The organism is Streptomyces sp. NBC_00075 (assembly GCF_045041225.1).
Classification (GTDB): Bacteria; Actinomycetota; Actinomycetes; order Streptomycetales; family Streptomycetaceae; genus Streptomyces; species Streptomyces adonidis.
In genome coordinates, this window is sequence record NZ_CP108243.1 from 9,158,511 (window position 1) to 9,174,063 (window position 15,553).

Sequence of the window (15,553 nt, forward strand, 5' to 3'; positions counted from 1 at the left end):
GCTCTCCCCGCCGGGTCACTGGGGGTCCGTCGCCGCCTTGTGCAGGGGGCGCAGCGGTGTGACTGCGGCCGTGTGGCCGGTGTGCTGTGTCGCCCACTCCGACTCGAGCGCCGACTTGAGGTCGGCCAGGACGTCGGCGGCGGTGGCGCCGTCCAGTACGCGGTGGTCGAAGGTGAGGCCCAGCCGCATCAGGGGGGCCGCCTCGATCCGGCCGTCGTCCCGGACGACCGGGCGCGGTGCCGTACGTCCGCAGGTCAGCGTCAGGGCCGTACCGCCTGTGGAGTGGAAGCCGTCGACCGGGCGGTGGCCGAGGGAGCTGACCGAGACCGTGCCGAGGATCGCGAGGCGGCGGCGGGGGTCGCGCAGGGCTGCGGCGAAGGCGATCCGGCCGAGCCAGGCCGGCAGCCGGGTCAGGGTGCGGACGCGGGCGAACTCCGGCAGGGCGGCGGGGGCCGGGGCGTTGCGGTAGCGGTCGACGCGGTCCTGGATGTCGGCCAGGGACGCCGATTCCAGGGCCGGCACGAGGGCGGAGAGCACGATGCGGTCGCCGCCGGGGACGGTCGTGTCCAGGGCGAGTTTCCCGGTGACCTCGGTGAACCGGACGATCCGGGGGCGGCGCCGGTGGCCCGGGGCGAGGACCGCGTTGGCCTCCGGGTGGCGGGCCAGGACCTGTCCGGCCGCGTGCAGGACGTACGTCACTGTCGAGTAGTGGCGGTCGGCGGCGGCGCGGTGGGCGAGGGCGTGGGTCATGTCGATGTCGGTGTCCAGGTGCACGGGGCGTTGGGCGGCCGCGTACTCCAGGAAGTGGAGGGTGTGCCGGCGGTCGCGGACGGGGTGGGTGGAGTGGCCGCCGGACCGACTGGACCCACTGGGTCCGCCCCTGGTCACGGGGTCACCACCCGGTCGTAGATCTCCTGGAGGCTGCGGGCTTCGAACAGGCGGGAGACCGGGACCGGTTGGGACGTGGCGCGTTCCAGGAGGACGACCAGTTTGAGGAGGAACAGGGAGTCCCAGTCCGGGAGTTCGTCGAAGTCGGTGGCGAACTGGGCGTCGGTCAGGGGAAGTCCGAGGTCGTTGCGGACGAGGTGGTGGAAGTCGGTGACGGCGAAGGTGGTGTGCGGGGGCAGGGAGGGCATGCGGGCCTCTCGGTCGGGGAACTCGGTGGTGGGTTGTGCTGTGAGTGCTTCAGAACTTCAGCGCTTCTCCAGGGCGAACCCGGCCTTGATCCACTTGCTGGACTCGACCGCCACGGCCAGCGCCTTCTGGCCGCTGCCCATCTTCGGCAGCAGCTGTTCGATCTGGAGGAACGGCAGGGCGTTGCCGTTGTTGCCGGTCAGGGCGACGCAGGAGATCTCGTGGGCGGAGGGGAGGGCGAGGTGTTCGGTGATCTGGCGGGTCATCCGGCCGGAGAGCTGGGGCGGCAGCAGGAAGTCCACGTCGTCCGCCGACCAGCCCAGGGTGTCGAGGAGTTCCCAGAGGATCTCCGCCGCCATCACCGGTACGGACTCCTCGATCGCCTTGTAGTCCTCGGTGAGCGCCTGGCGGTCCTCGTCCCGGTCGGCGAGGCCGAACCAGTCGATGATCTGGCCCGGCGAACGGCCAAGCCCGGTACACCGGTTGAGGGTGCGCAGCAGGGCCACGGCCGCTCCGTGCGGCTCGGCGGTCAGGACGGCGGCGCCCGCGCCGTCCCCGAACAGCACACCGTTGACGAGGTCGCTCGGTGCCGCGGCGGACAGGTCCCGGCGCAGGTCGAGGTGTTTGGTGCAGACTCACCGCCGATGACGAGACCGCAGCCGAACTCCCCGCTGCAAAGCAGGTGTCGGGCGAGATCGAGCGCCTGTACCGCGCCCGCACAGCCCGACTGGAGCTGGTAGGTGGGGAGTTGGTCGAGGCCGAGCAGATCGGCGACCTGGCTCGCGGTGGTCGGCATGAGGTGGTCCGGGGTCGCCGTACCGAGGACCAGGAACTCGATGTCGGCCCCTTCGACGCCCCCGTTGGCCATCGCCTCCTCCGCGGCCTGGGCGCACAGGTCGGCCAGTGACCGTCGTACCTCCCCGGTGACCAGATCGCGGGCGAAGTGCCGGGTCCGGGTGCCGATGAACAGCTCGATCCACTCGGCGCTGACACCCAGGGCGGCGGAGAGCGCCGCGTTGTCGACCGGTTCGCCGGGCAGGGCGGAACCGGCGCCGGCGAGATGGGGCGGGTTCGTCGTCATGGAGTGCGCTCCTGTACGTACGCGACGAGGTCGCCGACCGACGAGAGCCTCGGTAGCAGTTCGTGCACGGGGAGGTCGCCGATCGCCGGAAGCCGTTCCTCGATACGGGACTTCAGCTCCATGACGGCGACCGAGTCGAAGCCGAGGTCCTCGTAGAGGCGGGAGGTGTCGGAGAGGGCGGTCGGGGGGTAGCCGCCGACCTGGGAGATGGCGTCGAGGACGGCGGCGGCAGCGGTGGTGCTCGGCTGAACTGGGGGCTTCTCGGGTTCGGTTGGGGACTCGGTACGCGTCTCAGCGGCGCCCCGATGCCAGAAGCGGTGTTCCGTGGAGAAGGCGTACGGCGTCAGGCGCTGGAGGACGCGGTCCTGTGGGGCGTACGCGGCGTCCCAGTCCGGGTCGAGGCCCGCGTCGTGAAGGGCGGTGAGGGTCCCGGCCAGTTCGCGGGCGCCCGCGTTCACGCCCGGGAGAGGGCACAGGGAGCGGGGCGGTGAGGTGCGGTCGGTGGTCAAGTGCTGTGCCAGCGCCGTGAGTACGGGCTTCGGGCCGATCTCCACCAGGTGGGTCGGGTCCTCGTCGAGGAGTTGGGCGGCGGCGTCCGCGAAGAGGACGGGTGCGCTGATGTGCTCCGTCCAGTACGCGGCGTCCAGCGGCTCGGAGTCGAGCAGCTTTCCGCGGAGTGTGGAGTACAGGGGGATGCGCGGGACGCCTCCGTCGGTCACCTCCTCGGCGAGCCGATGGAAGGGTTCGAGGACCGGGCGCATGAGCGGGGAGTGGAAGGCGTGGGACACCTCCAACCGGCTTACCGGGAACCCACGTTGGGTCAGGGCGTCGGCGATCCGGTCCAGGGCGGCCAGGTCGCCGGAGAGGACGGTCGAGCGCGGGCCGTTGAAGGCCGCGAAGCCGACCAGGGGCTCCGGCTCGACGTACTCGTGGAGTGGCTCGGCCGGGGCCTGCACGGCCAACATGCCCCCGCCGTCGGGGAGTTCCTGCATCAGAGCACCCCGGAAGGCGACCAGTTGTGCCGCCGCCTCCAGCGGGAGGGCTTCGGCGAGGACCGCCGCCGCGAACTCGCCCACGCTGTGCCCGAGGAGAGCCTGTGGCCGGATGCCCAGCTCGTGGAGGCTCGCGCCGAGTGCGTAGCCGACCGCGAAGAGCGCGGGCTGGGCCCAACCGGTGTGGTGGACCGCCGGATCGGCACCCAGGAGCAGGTCGCGCACGGAACCGTCGGTGTGCGGGAGCAGGGCGGTGTCGGCCGCGTCGAGGTGGTGGCGGAACAGGGCGGAGTCGCGGTGCAGCCGGGCTGCCATTCCCGGGTACTGGGCGCCCTGGCCGGTGAACAGCCATGCCGTGTGCGGGAGTTCGGAGGGCCGGGTGGGCAGGGTGGGCGCCTCGGCCGCCGTACGCAGGCGCGCCGCCAGTTCGGTGGAGTCGGCGGCGACCACCGAACAGCGGTGGGCGTGACCGGACTTGACCTGGTGCGAGGACCAGCACAGGGGGCCGAAGGGGATGCGTCGGCGGCCGATGGCCTCCGCCTGGGTGAGGAGATTGCGGCGCAGGGCCGCCTCGGTGGGGGCGGTGAGGGTGAAGACACCGATGCCGAGGCCGGTGGGGCGCTGTGTGGAGGGGTGAGGTGTGGCGGGGAGCTGCGTGGCGGGGTGCTGGGGGGCTTCCGACGGCGTACGCGTGCGGGCTGTCGTCCGTCCGGCCCTCGGCGACGCCGCTTCGAGCACCGCGTGGGCGTTCGTGCCGCCCATGCCGAAGCTGCTCAGGCCGGCCAGTACCGGGCCGGGCGGGAGGCGCAGGGGTGACTTGAGGAGGCGTAAACCCTGCTCGGCGAGTGCCAGTTGGGGGTTCTCGTGGGTGGCGAAGCGGCTGGCCGGGGCCGTGCGGTGGTGGAGGGAGAGGGCGACCTTGATCAGGCCCGCGATGCCTGCGGCGCCCTCCGTGTGGCCCAGGTTGCCCTTGACCGAGCCGAGGGACAGGGGGCGCGAACGGGGGCGCGTGGCGTGGAGTGCGCCGAGGGCCCTGGTCTCGATCATGTCGCCCAGGACCGTGCCGGTGCCATGGCCCTCGACGAAGGTCACGTCGGCCGGGTCCACGCGGGCCCGGCGGCAGGCGGCGGCGACCACGGCCTCCTGGGACCAGCGGCTGGGCGCGGTGATGCCGTTGCTGCGTCCGTCCTGGTTGACGGCCGTGCCGCGCAGGACGGCGTACACCGGCTGACCGTCGGCGACGGCGTCCTCGTACCGGCGCAGGACCACCGCCCCGACACCCTCGCCCCGGCCGATGCCGTCCGCGTCGGCGCTGAACGGCTTGCAGCGGCCGTCGGGGGCGGCGAGGCCCGCCTGGGCGTAGAAGATGCCGAGGGCCGGGGTCAATGCCAGGTTGACGCCGCCCGCGATGGCGAGATCGCACTCGCCCGCGAGCAGCGCGTTCGCCGCCAGGTGCACCGCGACCAGCGAGGACGAGCAGGCCGTGTCGACGGCGAGGGACGGGCCCTTGAGGTCCAGGTGGTACGACACCCGGTTGGCGATCATGCAGTAGCCGTTGCCGGAGCCGATCTGGGCGGTGATCCCGGGCAGGTCCGTCAGCGTGAGCTGGGCCCACTCGCTGCCCATGACCCCGACGAACACCCCGGTCGACGTGCCCGCCAGCCGGTGCGGCGCGATGCCCGCGTCCTCGATCGCGCGCCACGCGCAGTGCAGCATCAGCCGCTGCTGCGGGTCCAGCGAACCGGCCTCGCGCGGCGAGACGGCGAAGAACTCGTGGTCGAAGACGTCCGGGTCGGAGATGAACCCGCCCTCGGTCGGCGCGGAGAACGACTCCGACACCGGCCACCGTTCGGGCGGCACCGGGCCGACGCCGTCACCGGCGCGCATCAGCAACTCCCAATATCCGACCGGCCCTTCGGCTCGCGGGAACCGGCAGTCGATGCCCGTGATCGCGATCCGGCCGCTGCCACCGCCGATGTCGTCGGCTGTCACGTCCGTGCCTCCAGCCGTCCCAGCAGATGACCGGCCAGCGACCGGATCGTCGGGTAGTCCCAGGCGGCCGTCGGCTCGATGAGAACCTCGAAGGCGTCCTCGACATCGCCGCACAGGCTCAGCGCCGCCACCGAGTCGAGCCCGTACTCGGCGAGCGGTACAGCGGGGTCGATCTCGGTCGGCGGCCTGCGCAGATACTCGGCGACCCGGTCGACCAGCCAACTCGTCAGCGTCTGCTCGGTGTAGGTGCTCGGCACGGTCATCGGATGCTCCATGGGTGTCAGCCGTTGAGGCGGAGGTCGTAAAGATCGAAGGACCGGTTCTCGTCGTGGCGGCGCAGGAGTTCGGCGTGCAGCTGTGCCGTGTACTCGGCGGGTGGTGGCGCCGGGCGCAGGGAGAGGCGGGACGCCGTGCGGTGCAGGGCGGCGGCGAGCCAGGCGGGGTCGGCGAGGAAGCCGTCGGCTGCGGCTCGGTGGACTCCCACCGCCGCTGCCGCCGCCATCACATGGGCGTAACGGTCGGCTAGTTGGAAGCTCGCCGGTCCGGCCAGCGGGGTCCGTTCGGCCGGTGGAAGGGCTGACAGCGCCGTGCGTACGACGTGCAGTTCGCCGCTTAGCTGCTCCAACAGGGTCTGGAGGTACGGGTCGTTGGGCGCCGTTGATTCTTCGAGTACGCCGGTCAGCGCGTCCCCGTCGGCCGTGACAGTGAGGCGGTCGTACGGGATGCCCGGGGTGAGCGGGCCGCCCGGTGTGAACAGGGCGTCGGGTGCGGGTGGGCCGGGGTTCCTTGCCAGGCGCGGGAGTTGGGGGATCAGGGTGGCCAGGCAGGCCGTCGGGCCCGCGTGGCCGAGGCTCAGTACGGGCAGGTCGCGCAGATGCTTGCCGAAGAGGGCGTGCTCGCCCTCGCGGACGTAGAAGCGGGCGCCCAGAATCACCGAGAGGTCGTTCGCCGTGCGGGTGAGCAGCTTCGGGACCAGGTACTTCACGGCGGCGCCGGTCACGCTCGACTGGCCCGGCAGCACATGCACGGCCCGCGCGGCGGCGAGCGCCAGGCTGTCGCACAGCAGCAAGTCGGCGAAGGCGCCGGTGAGTACGGAGGCCGCGTGCGGCAGATCGAGCACGCGCCGCCGGTACAGCCTCCGTCCCAGCGCGAACCCGAGTACCGTCCGCAGACAGGTGTCCAGCGTGCCGACGGCCATCCCGGGCAGCGCGCTGCGGGTCACCTGGAAGGACCGCAGGGCCAGTTCGGCGCCCTGTCCCTCCGCGCCGACGAGCGCGCCGGCCGGGATCTCGCAGTCGCGGAAGTCGAGGCCGGTAAGTCGGCAGCTGCGTACGGCGTTTGTCGGAAAGCGGGGGAGGAAGGTCACTTCGCCGTCCGCGCAGTCCTCGGGGCCGGTCAGCAGCACAGAGTGGCTGCGGGCACCCGGCGCCGGGTCGGTACGGGCGAACAGCACCCAGGCGCCAGCCCGGTCGGCGTTGTTGATGACCTGCTTGGTGCCGTTCAGCCGATAGCCGCCCGGGGTGCGATCGGCGGTGAACTCGTTGCGCAGGAAGTCATTGCCGTGGGCGAGTTCGTGATATCCGACCGAGACCTTGCCGCCGTCCAGCAGCAACCCGGCGAGCTGCTTGCGCTGTTGGGGTGTACCGGCGGCCCAGACATTGACCGACGCCATGAAGGACGTGATGCCGTACCCGAGGCCGAGCCCGACATCGTGTCGGAAGACCTCCCGGGCCACCCGCACGAGATCGTCCAACTGTGTGAACCTGCCGCCGAGTTCGACGGGCACGAACTCAGCGCTGAAGCCGTGGTCGTCGAGCAGCCACTCGCCGGCGGCACTCGGTTCACCCTGCTCGTCCGCCGCGAGGAGCGCGACCCGGCCCACCGGGTTGGCGGGATCGGCCGGATCGCCGAACCGCCGGATCAGGTCACGGACGCGGGCGTCGGCGGTCATACCGGCTCCTTCACGAGGCCCAGGTGCAGCAGTGAGAACAGCCGTCCGGCCGAGCGGGCCGCGTAGGCCTCGTCGAGGAGACGGTCGTACGCCTCCGGGTCCGAGCCGGGCTGTCGGTCGCCGAGCCGGACCAGGAGCCGGTCCAGCGCCGTGCGCAGCCAGCCCGCGTCCCGCCAGATCCCGCCGGTCGCCACGCGGCGGTTGTGCAGCCAGAGGCCCAGACAGGCGGCGCCCGCGAAGCACAGGCAGTAGCGGCGGGCGGTCTCGAAGGCCTCGTACGGGACTCCTGCGACGACGTCCAGCGGCTCGGCCATCTCCTGGTGGACGGATTCCGTGACCGCCAGCAGTTGCTGTGCCGCTTCGGCGGTGGGCGTGAGGGCCGGGTGGTGTTCGGCCTCCTCGTCCAGTTCCGCTGTCCAGACGGGGAGGGCGGCGAGCAGTGAACTGCCGTACCGGGAAAGGAGGGTGAGGCGGGTCGCGTCGAAGGCGGGGAGCGGGGCGGAGAGATCGCAGGCCGAGGATGCCGACTCGGTCACGCCCGTCTCGGGCCGTCGCCATCGCCGTACCAGTGAACGGAACTGGTTGATCAGGGAGTTGAGGTTGACCAGGGTGTTTCCGTCGAAGAGGGCGACGATGCGGTGGTCGCGCTCGATCTTCTCGAACATGCCGTAGCGCTCCACGCCCGGCGAGGTCACCCCGGCCAGGAAGGGACGGGCGCCGAGCAGGGCGGCCAGATCCCGGAGCAGCTCCTCAGTGCCGGTCGGGACCAGGTACTTGGTGACCGCCGAGACCACGCTCAGCTCCTCGGTCGCCGTGTGCACCAGGCGCGAGGCGACCAGGGCGACGGCCTCGTGGGTGAGGACGTCGGCAGCGGCTGAGGCCAACACATGCCGTGCCTGGGGAAGTTGGGCGAGGTGGCGGCCGTACAGTTCACGCTCGGCCGCGAAGTCCAGGGCGAGGCGCAGGCCGTGGTCGGCGGCGCCCAGGGACAGGGAGGCACACATCGTGCGGGTCAACTGGAGGGCCTTCAGGACGGTTTCGACGCCGCCGCCCTCCGCGCCGACCACCGTCGAGCGGGGCACACGGGCCCGGTCGAGGGCGATGCCGGAGATGTCGGCGCCCCGGATACCGTGCGTGGGGACCTTCGGCAGATGGCGGTAACTGCCGGGCGCCAGCCCGCGTTTGTCGGTCAGCAGCACGCTGAAACCGCGTGGGCCGCCGTCCGGGGCGGTGCGGGCGAGCAGGGCCAGCACACTGCCCCGGGTGGCGTTGTTGATCAGCCACTTCTCGCCGGTGACCCGCCAGGAGCCGGATCCGTCCGGCACCGCCTCGACCTCTCCGGCCAGCAGATCGCTGCCGTGTGCCCGCTCGGTCAGACCGAGGGCCACCGGCACCCCGGCCCGGATGTCCGCGCCCAGCCGGGCGGACTGCTCGGGGCTGCCCGCGATCCACACGCAGACCGCGCCGAGGTACGTCTTGCCGTGCGCGACGGCCACGGTCAGGTCGCGCCGGGCCACCGTGCGGACGAGCTGGAGTGCGTGCTCGTAGTCCCGCAGTCGGCCGCCCGCGCCGAGGGGGACGTAGTAGTCGGGCAGCCCCCAGTCGTCGAGGAGCCGGCAGATCTCCGCCGGGAACTCCTCGCGGGCGTCCAGCTCCGCGCTGGCCGCGTACGAGAACGGGCCGCGCGGGTCGGCAGGATCGCCGAGATACAGCTCCAACTCCTCGGCGAGCCGGTACGGGGAGTGCTCCATCGTCATGCCGGGCTCACCCGCTCCAGGGAACGCTCACCCCGGGCGAGAGCCTGGTCGCCCGCGTCGCTGACCAGCACCCGCACCGACGGCTCCAGCACCTCGTACAGCGGAGTCAGCGCACCTTCGAGGAACAGCCGCCGCATGAGCGTGCGTTGGACCTTGCCGCTGGTCGTCCGGCGTACCGTGCCCGGCTTGACCAACACCACATTGCCCGCCGGGACCGCGAGGTGACGCCCAATCAGCTGCTGCGCGGCCGTTGCCACCGCGCGCAGATCGCCGCCGGGGACGGCGGCCGCCCGTACCTCCTGGACGATCACGAGATGCTCGCCGAGGTCGCTCTGTACGGCGAACGCGGCGCCCGCCCCCGCGGTGAGCGCGCGGTCGGCGGTCTGGACCGTGCGTTCCACGTCGTGCGGGTAGAGGTTGCGCCCGGCGAGGATGATGACCTCCTTCAGGCGGCCGGTGACGAACAGTTCGTCGCCGTCGAGGACACCGAGGTCGCCGGTGCGCAGCCAGCCGCCCGGCAGATAACTCTCCGAGGAGGCACGGGAGTTGTGGAAGTAGCCGGGGGTGACGCTCGGGCCGCGCACCCAGATCTCGCCCACCGTGCCCGGGGGACGGCTTGCCCCGGTGACCGGGTCGGCGATACGGATCTCGCTGTCGCGTACGGTGCCGCTGCCCGCGAGAGTGCGTACGGGGGCGTCCGCGACCGGGTCGGACAGCTCGCCGCGTTCCAGGGCCGCTGCGTCCACCGTCCTGACGGCGGGCGGGAGTTCAGGGGTCGAGCCGGTCACCAGGAGGGTCGTCTCCGCCATGCCGTAGCAGGGGAAGAAGGTCTCCGGACGGAACCCGGCGGGGGCGAAGCGTTCGGCGAAGGCGTGCAGGGTGTCGGCGCGGATGGGTTCGGCGCCGTTCGGCGCGACCCGCCAGCCGGACAGGTCCAGCCCCGCCAACTGCTCGTCGGTGACCCGGCGTACGCACAGGTCGAAGGCGAAGTTGGGCCCGCCGCTGCCGGTCAGCCGGTACTCGTCGATCATCTTCAGCCAGCGGTAAGGGCGTTTGAGGAACGCAGTCGGTGACATCAGCACGGCTGTGCCGCCCGCGTAGAGCGGTTGCAGGATGTGTCCGATCAGCCCGAGGTCGTGGTAGTGCGGCAGCCAGCCGCCGCCGATCGTGTCCGGGCCGGTGCCCGTCCAGGCCTGGATGGCCGCCTCGTTGGCAAGCAGGTTGGCGTGCGTGACCATCACGCCCTTGGGCTCGCTGGTCGAACCCGACGTGTACTGGAGGAAGGCCAGGTCGTGCGGGCGTATGTCCGGCGCACGCCAGTCCGACGGGTCCGCGAAGTCGCCGTCGCCGTCCGTACCGAGACAGCGGACGTGCGTCATCCCCTCGGCCAGCAGCCAGGCCTCCAGCGCGGGCGCGAGTTCCGGCGCCGTCAGCACCGCCATCGCCTCCGCGTCCCGCAAGATGGCGGAGACACGGGCGAGTTGACGGCCCTGGTCGGTGGGCAGCGGCGCGGGCACGGCCACCGCACCGGCGTACAGACAGCCGAGGAAGGCCGCGACGAACCCGGTGCCCGGCGGGTGGAGCAGCAGCACCTGGCGGCCGACGGCGTCCTGTGCGCACAGCCAGGCCGCGATGCGGCGGGCGCGGGTGTCGAGTTGGGCGTAGGTGACACGCACGGGCGGCGAGCCCGCCGTGTCGTCGCGCAGATAGACCAGCGCGTCCCGGTGCGCCTGGGCGGCGGTGTTCTCCAGGAGGACACCGGTGAAGGTGTCCCTCGTCCCGTTCCCCGGAGTGGTCCTGCTGCTCATCAGATCGTCCCCCTCAGCGTGATATGTGCCGGGACCTCGGGCAGGACGAGAAGCGGGTGCCGGAAGACGGCGGTCGTCCCGTCCGGCCCATCCGTCCCCGCCTCGTCCGCCGTCTCGAAGCCGAGCGTGGGATACAGCTCCCGGACCCTGCCGTTCCTCGCCGACGGCCGATAGCGGCCGAACACGGCCGGGGCGCCCGCCTCCCTGGCCCCTTCCAACAGGGCGGCGAACACGGCCTGTTCGACGCCCCGGCCGAAGACCCGGCAGCTCAGCAGGGCGTTCTCGAGGTGCCAGCCGGTCGCCGGATCGCGGCGGACGAACACCGCGCCGACCAGGCCGTTGTCACCGAACTTGTCGCGCGCCCCGACCGTCAGGACCAGCCTGCCGGGCGCGTCGGCGTACTCCCGTACCTCCGGGGCCGACATCCGGCGGGTGGTGAGGTTGAACTGGTTGGTGCGCTGGGTGAGTTGGGCCGTGCGGGCGAGCTGATCGGTTCGCAGCGGGCCGAGTTCGACGACCACACCGAGCTGCGCGAGGTACTCCTCGTACGACTGCGCGGCTTCCCGCAGCCGCTGCCGGTCGCCCTCGCTGTGGTACTGGGCGGCCCGCCGCAGATCGGTGTCGGTCAGCTCCGGTACGTCGAACCAGCCGTCGGCGAGGAGGCGTTCGGCGTGCAGCGCGGGCTCGTCGTCCAGCGGGACGAGTGCCACAGCGGGCAGGGCGCCGGCCACCTGGCCGCGCTCGAACGCCGAGTCGTCGGCGAGGACCAGGCTGTCGGTCCCCAGGTTCAGCCGGTCCGCGATCTCCCGCAGCCCCGCGTCCTTCGGGTCCCAACTCGCCTGCACCCGAACGAAATCCGGCTCGCGCAGCACCATGTCCGGGTGCTCCCGCAGCACGGTCAGCAACGGCGCCGGGTCGTTCTTCGAACATACGGCGAGCAGGACACCCTGCGCGGCCAGTTGCCGGACCACCCGCTGGAAGTCGCCGAAGACCTCCCCGCGGATCGTCCCGGCCGCCGTGATCCCCTCCGGGCCGACATCGCCGAGGACCCCGTCCCAGAGGGTCTGGTCGGCGTCCAGGACCAGCACCTTCCGTGTCCGGCCACGCAGGGCACGGGCCAGATGGCCGACCTCGCGGGCGTACCGGGCGAGCAGCTCGGCACCCAGCCGGGCCTTGGCGTACGCAGCCAGCCGGGCGTCTCGCACCGGGCCGCCGGCGGCGACGAGCGGGTCGAGGTCGACCACCTGGGTACGCGGGTGCCGGAGCGCCAGACGGAGCACGCCCGCGTTGAACTCCCGCCACAGCGCGCCTAGTTCGGCACGGGCGCGCAGATCCACGAGCTGGTGGGTGTGCGTGTGGAGCAGCGGAAGAGTGTTCAGGATCAGCAGTCCGGACGCGTGGTCGCCGTGGCGGGCGGCGAGCGAGTCCAGGCGGGCGAGCAGATCGGCGGCGGCCGAGGCCGCGTCGGCGACCGTCCAGGGGAGGGGCAAGGGGTCGAAGAGGACCGAGGCGTCCAGGACACAGAGGGAGAGCGCGGTCGTCGGTGCGTAGAGCGCGCTGCCGGTGTCGAGGAGGTCGCGTTCCCAGGCGCCGAAGTCTCCGGTGGCGCCGTCGAGTTGGAGTCCGTGGCGGGCGAACTCGGCGGTGAGGGAGGCGGCGAGGCCGTCCAAGGTGCCGCTGCCGGAGATCGTGACGGTGACCCGGTCCTCGTCGTGGGGCGCGGCACCGTGCGCCGGTTCGAGGCGGGTGAGGATGCGGCCGGCCGACTGGAGAGCGCCGAACGGGTCGGGGCCCGCGGCGAGTTCCGCGAGGAGCGCGGGCACCTCGGGTGCGTACCGCCGCAGCGAGCGCAGACGGTCGAATGGGTCGGTGGTCATGGCCGGGAGCCTGCGGACCCGGCCTTAAGTCGTACTTGTGCAAGACCCGCCCAAGACCGGCTTAAGGCCGGGCTGCGAAACCGGGAGTCTGCCCGACCAGAAGCTCCGCAGCCGCTTGCTTGGGGGAGTTCCATGACGATCCAGCCGACCCAGATGACCCAGACACCCCAACGGATCCAGACGTCCGTGTGCGTGGTCGGCGGCGGGCCGGCCGGGCTCACCCTCGCCGTCGAACTGGCCCGGCGGAACGTCCCCGTGGTCGTGCTGGAGGCGAGCGCCCACTTCAACCGCTCTTTCCGGGGCGAGTCGGTGTCTCCGGACTCCGTCTGGCTGCTGGACCGGCTCGGACTGCTCGACCGGCTGGACGGCACGTACGTACAGATGCACCGGATGGAGATCGACGACTCCGGACACACCGTGTTCCAGGCCGAGTTCGCCGACTTCCGCTACCCGCATCCCTTCCCGGTCGAGCTGCCGCAGCCGACGCTGCTCGCCGCCCTGGCCGAGGCGGGCGCCGCACACCCCTGTTTCCGGCTCGTTCAGGGGGCCACCGCGACCGCCCTCCTGCGCGACGCCGAGGGCACGGTCACCGGGGTTCGGGCCCGGACCCCCGACGGAGAGACGGAGATCCGGGCGGCACTCACGGTCGCCGCCGACGGGCGGTTCAGCAAGGTCCGCGAGATGTCCGGGCTCACCTACCGGAAGGTCCCGCTGGAACGGGACGTCATCTGGCTCAAGTTGCCGTTTCCGTACGGGGATTGGGACGACCGTACGTACCGGGTGCGCATCCGGGGTGATCAGCACGGGCTGTTCATCCCGACCCGGCCCGACAGCGTCCGCGTCGGCTTCAACATCCCCAAGGGCGGGCTGCGAAAGATGCGGGCGCAGGGGTTGCCCGCGCTGTACGAACGGCTCGACCTGCTGGCGCCCGAACTGTCGAAGGCCGTACGGGAGTCGGTGCACAGCTGGTCGGACACCTCGATGCTGGACATCTTCACGACGGTCGTCCCGCGCTGGTCGATGCCAGGGCTGACGCTCATCGGCGACGCCGCCCACACCCTCACGCCGATCCTCGGGCAGGGCGTCAACCACGCGATCATCGACGCGGTGACGCTCGCTCCGCTGGTCGAACGGGCGTTGGGGGACGGCGGACCCGGATCGGCGGTTCCCCTGCTCGCGGCCACCGAGGCGTTCCAGCGGGAGCGGGAGGCGTCCGTCGCCCGGTCCAGGGCCCTCCAGCTGCGCCAGGAACGGCTGTTCACCCTCGACGGGGCGCTGGGCTCGGCCTGGCGGCGGACCCTCTACCGCGTGGTGAGCAGCAGTCCGTGGCTGACCCGGAAGGTGCTCGCGGGTGCGTACTTCCAGTTGCAGGCGCCGGGCGAGCGGGTGGCGAAGGTGCAGGCCGGTACATGAGGGCGAGGTCTACGGGCGTGCTGTCGCCGGGACTTGGGGCCGAGCCGCCGAGTCCGCTGGCCCACGGGCGGACCCGGATCGTCCTCCTCTGCGCCCTCGCCCTGAACCAGTTCCTGGTCGCCGCCGCCGACGCCTGCGTCGCCACCCTCGGGCCCGCCCTGCGCACCGCCATGGGCCTGTCCGGCACCGCGCTGCCCTGGGCGGTCGTCGTCTATCTCCTCGCCCTGGGTGGGCTGTTGCTGCCGTTGCGGTGGCTGTGCGGGCGGATCGGGCCGTTCGGCGGGCCGTTTCTCGTACTGCTCGCCGGGCTGTGGATGTTCGTCCAGCCGTCGGTCGTGATCGGAGCCCGGCTGATCACCACGCCGGTGGCCTTCCTGGTGCTGCGCGGAGTGCAGGGTGCGGGCGCCGCCGCGCTCACCGCTGTCGCGCTGGTGCTGGTGGCGCGGGTGCTTCCGGTGCGTGGCGAGCGAGAGTTGGCCCAGTTCGGGTGGGGTGCCGTGATCGTCGCGGGGGTCTTCGCCGGACTGGTGATCGGGGATCGGCTGCCGGTCGGCGAGTGGCACTGGGCGTTCTGGATGAACCTTCCGCTGGGTGCGCTCAGCGGCATGACCACGCTCGGGCTGCTGCGGGCGACCCGCGCACGGACGGCCGACAGCCACCTCAGGACGCCTGCGACGAGCCGCCCGTCCCCGCTCCCAGATGCGTGAGGCCGCCACCGTAACGCCGTACCAGGCACGCCACTTCATCAAGGACCTGGTCCTCGTGCGAGCGCACGAAGAAGTGCCCGCCAGGCAGCGTCCGTACCTCGCAGCCCCGCCCCGCGAGCCGGCGCCAGGCGACCATCTCGCGGACGCCGACCAAGGAGTCCCGCTCCCCGGCGAAGAGGTGCAGCGGCACCCGCACCGGCGAAGTCCACGACGTGCGGGGGGAATTGGCATCCATGCACACGCTCAGGTCGTCCCGAACGACCGGCAGCAGCACCCGCAGCCACTCCGGGTGGTCGAGCAGCGGAGCGGGCAGGCCGCCGAGTCGGGCCAGTGCGGCGGCCAACTCGGCGTCCGGGGTGTCCGGTTCGGCGATGCGCGGCGCGGGCAGATGCGGTGCCCGGTAGGCGCCGAGGAGCAGGGCCCGGGGCAGGTGGGCGCCCCGGGACTGGCGGCGCAGGGTGAGGGCGTAGCCGAGCAGCGCACCCATGCTGTGCCCGTACACCAGATACGGGTCCGGCTGGTCGAGGAGCGGGTCGAGTTCCGCGTCCAACGTCCGGACCAGCGGGGCCAGTCGAGTGAACCGGGGTTCACCCGCCCGTCCCTCCCGGCCGGGCAGCCGCACCGGGATCACCTCCACCGAGCAGCCGCGCTCCCGCAGGCCCTGCTGCCAGCGTGCGTACACCGAACCGCCGGCCCCGGCGTACGGCAGACAGAGCAACCGGAGGGTCTGCGCATCCAGCGCTTGCGGGGGCCCAGGCGGCCCGGGCGGTGCAGGAGGCCTGAGCGGTCCAAGTGACACAGGCGGTCCAGGCGGTCCCTGTGTCCATGGCGTCGGCGGCGT

At 72.2% G+C, this 15,553-nt stretch carries 11 protein-coding genes and 1 pseudogene; 2 read left to right on the top strand and 10 right to left on the bottom strand.

The genetic code is table 11. The annotated features are described in order from the left end of the window. Positions 1 to 15: 15 nt before the first annotated feature. The 9 genes and pseudogenes from OG787_RS40115 to OG787_RS40155 form a co-directional block, all read right to left on the bottom strand. Positions 16 to 888: a 2-oxo acid dehydrogenase subunit E2 gene (locus OG787_RS40115; protein ID WP_405538549.1), complete on the bottom strand. Its 873-nt coding sequence runs from the start codon at positions 886 to 888 to the stop codon at positions 16 to 18. Continuing rightward, on the bottom strand, positions 885 to 1,136 hold the full coding sequence (locus OG787_RS40120) for a phosphopantetheine-binding protein (RefSeq protein WP_405538550.1): 252 nt from the start codon (positions 1,134 to 1,136) through the stop codon (positions 885 to 887). The genes OG787_RS40115 and OG787_RS40120 overlap by 4 nt, the downstream gene beginning before the upstream one ends. A gap of 57 nt (positions 1,137 to 1,193) precedes the next feature. Beyond that, positions 1,194 to 2,215: pseudogene (locus OG787_RS40125) on the bottom strand (3-oxoacyl-ACP synthase III family protein). Beyond that, positions 2,212 to 5,199 carry a type I polyketide synthase gene (locus OG787_RS40130; protein WP_405538551.1) on the bottom strand — a complete coding sequence of 996 codons (2,988 nt, stop codon included), beginning with the start codon at positions 5,197 to 5,199 and terminating at the stop codon, positions 2,212 to 2,214. Before OG787_RS40130 ends, OG787_RS40125 begins: the two are co-directional and overlap by 4 nt. Beyond that, positions 5,196 to 5,462, bottom strand: coding sequence for an acyl carrier protein (locus tag OG787_RS40135; protein ID WP_369035857.1), 267 nt, complete (start codon positions 5,460 to 5,462; stop codon positions 5,196 to 5,198). Before OG787_RS40135 ends, OG787_RS40130 begins: the two co-directional genes overlap by 4 nt. A 17-nt stretch (positions 5,463 to 5,479) precedes the next feature. Then, positions 5,480 to 7,150 carry an acyl-CoA dehydrogenase gene (locus tag OG787_RS40140; protein WP_405538553.1) on the bottom strand — a complete coding sequence of 557 codons (1,671 nt, stop codon included), beginning with the start codon at positions 7,148 to 7,150 and terminating at the stop codon, positions 5,480 to 5,482. After that, a complete protein-coding gene (locus OG787_RS40145) occupies positions 7,147 to 8,907 on the bottom strand; it encodes an acyl-CoA dehydrogenase family protein (protein ID WP_405538555.1) in 1,761 nt (586 codons plus the stop codon). The genes OG787_RS40140 and OG787_RS40145 overlap by 4 nt, the downstream gene beginning before the upstream one ends. Beyond that, entirely contained in the window at positions 8,904 to 10,715 is a 1,812-nt protein-coding gene (locus OG787_RS40150; protein ID WP_405538556.1) for a fatty acyl-AMP ligase, read from the bottom strand. Before OG787_RS40150 ends, OG787_RS40145 begins: the two co-directional genes overlap by 4 nt. Then, on the bottom strand, positions 10,715 to 12,592 hold the full coding sequence (locus OG787_RS40155) for an HAD-IIIC family phosphatase (RefSeq protein WP_405538557.1): 1,878 nt from the start codon (positions 12,590 to 12,592) through the stop codon (positions 10,715 to 10,717). Before OG787_RS40155 ends, OG787_RS40150 begins: the two co-directional genes overlap by 1 nt. A 132-nt stretch (positions 12,593 to 12,724) precedes the next feature. Here OG787_RS40155 and OG787_RS40160 point away from each other — a divergent pair, with 132 nt between their 5' ends. Both OG787_RS40160 and OG787_RS40165 read left to right on the top strand, forming a co-directional pair. After that, on the top strand, positions 12,725 to 14,005 hold the full coding sequence (locus OG787_RS40160; RefSeq protein ID WP_405538558.1) for an FAD-dependent monooxygenase: 1,281 nt from the start codon (positions 12,725 to 12,727) through the stop codon (positions 14,003 to 14,005). Further along, the gene (locus OG787_RS40165) at positions 14,002 to 14,712 is read left to right on the top strand and encodes an MFS transporter (protein WP_369035851.1); all 711 of its coding nucleotides are present in this window, start codon (positions 14,002 to 14,004) and stop codon (positions 14,710 to 14,712) included. Before OG787_RS40160 ends, OG787_RS40165 begins: the two co-directional genes overlap by 4 nt. Here OG787_RS40165 and OG787_RS40170 read toward each other — a convergent pair. Continuing rightward, on the bottom strand, positions 14,666 to 15,430 hold the full coding sequence (locus OG787_RS40170) for a thioesterase II family protein (protein ID WP_369035850.1): 765 nt from the start codon (positions 15,428 to 15,430) through the stop codon (positions 14,666 to 14,668). The genes OG787_RS40165 and OG787_RS40170 overlap by 47 nt on opposite strands. Between the last annotated feature and the right edge of the window lie 123 nt (positions 15,431 to 15,553).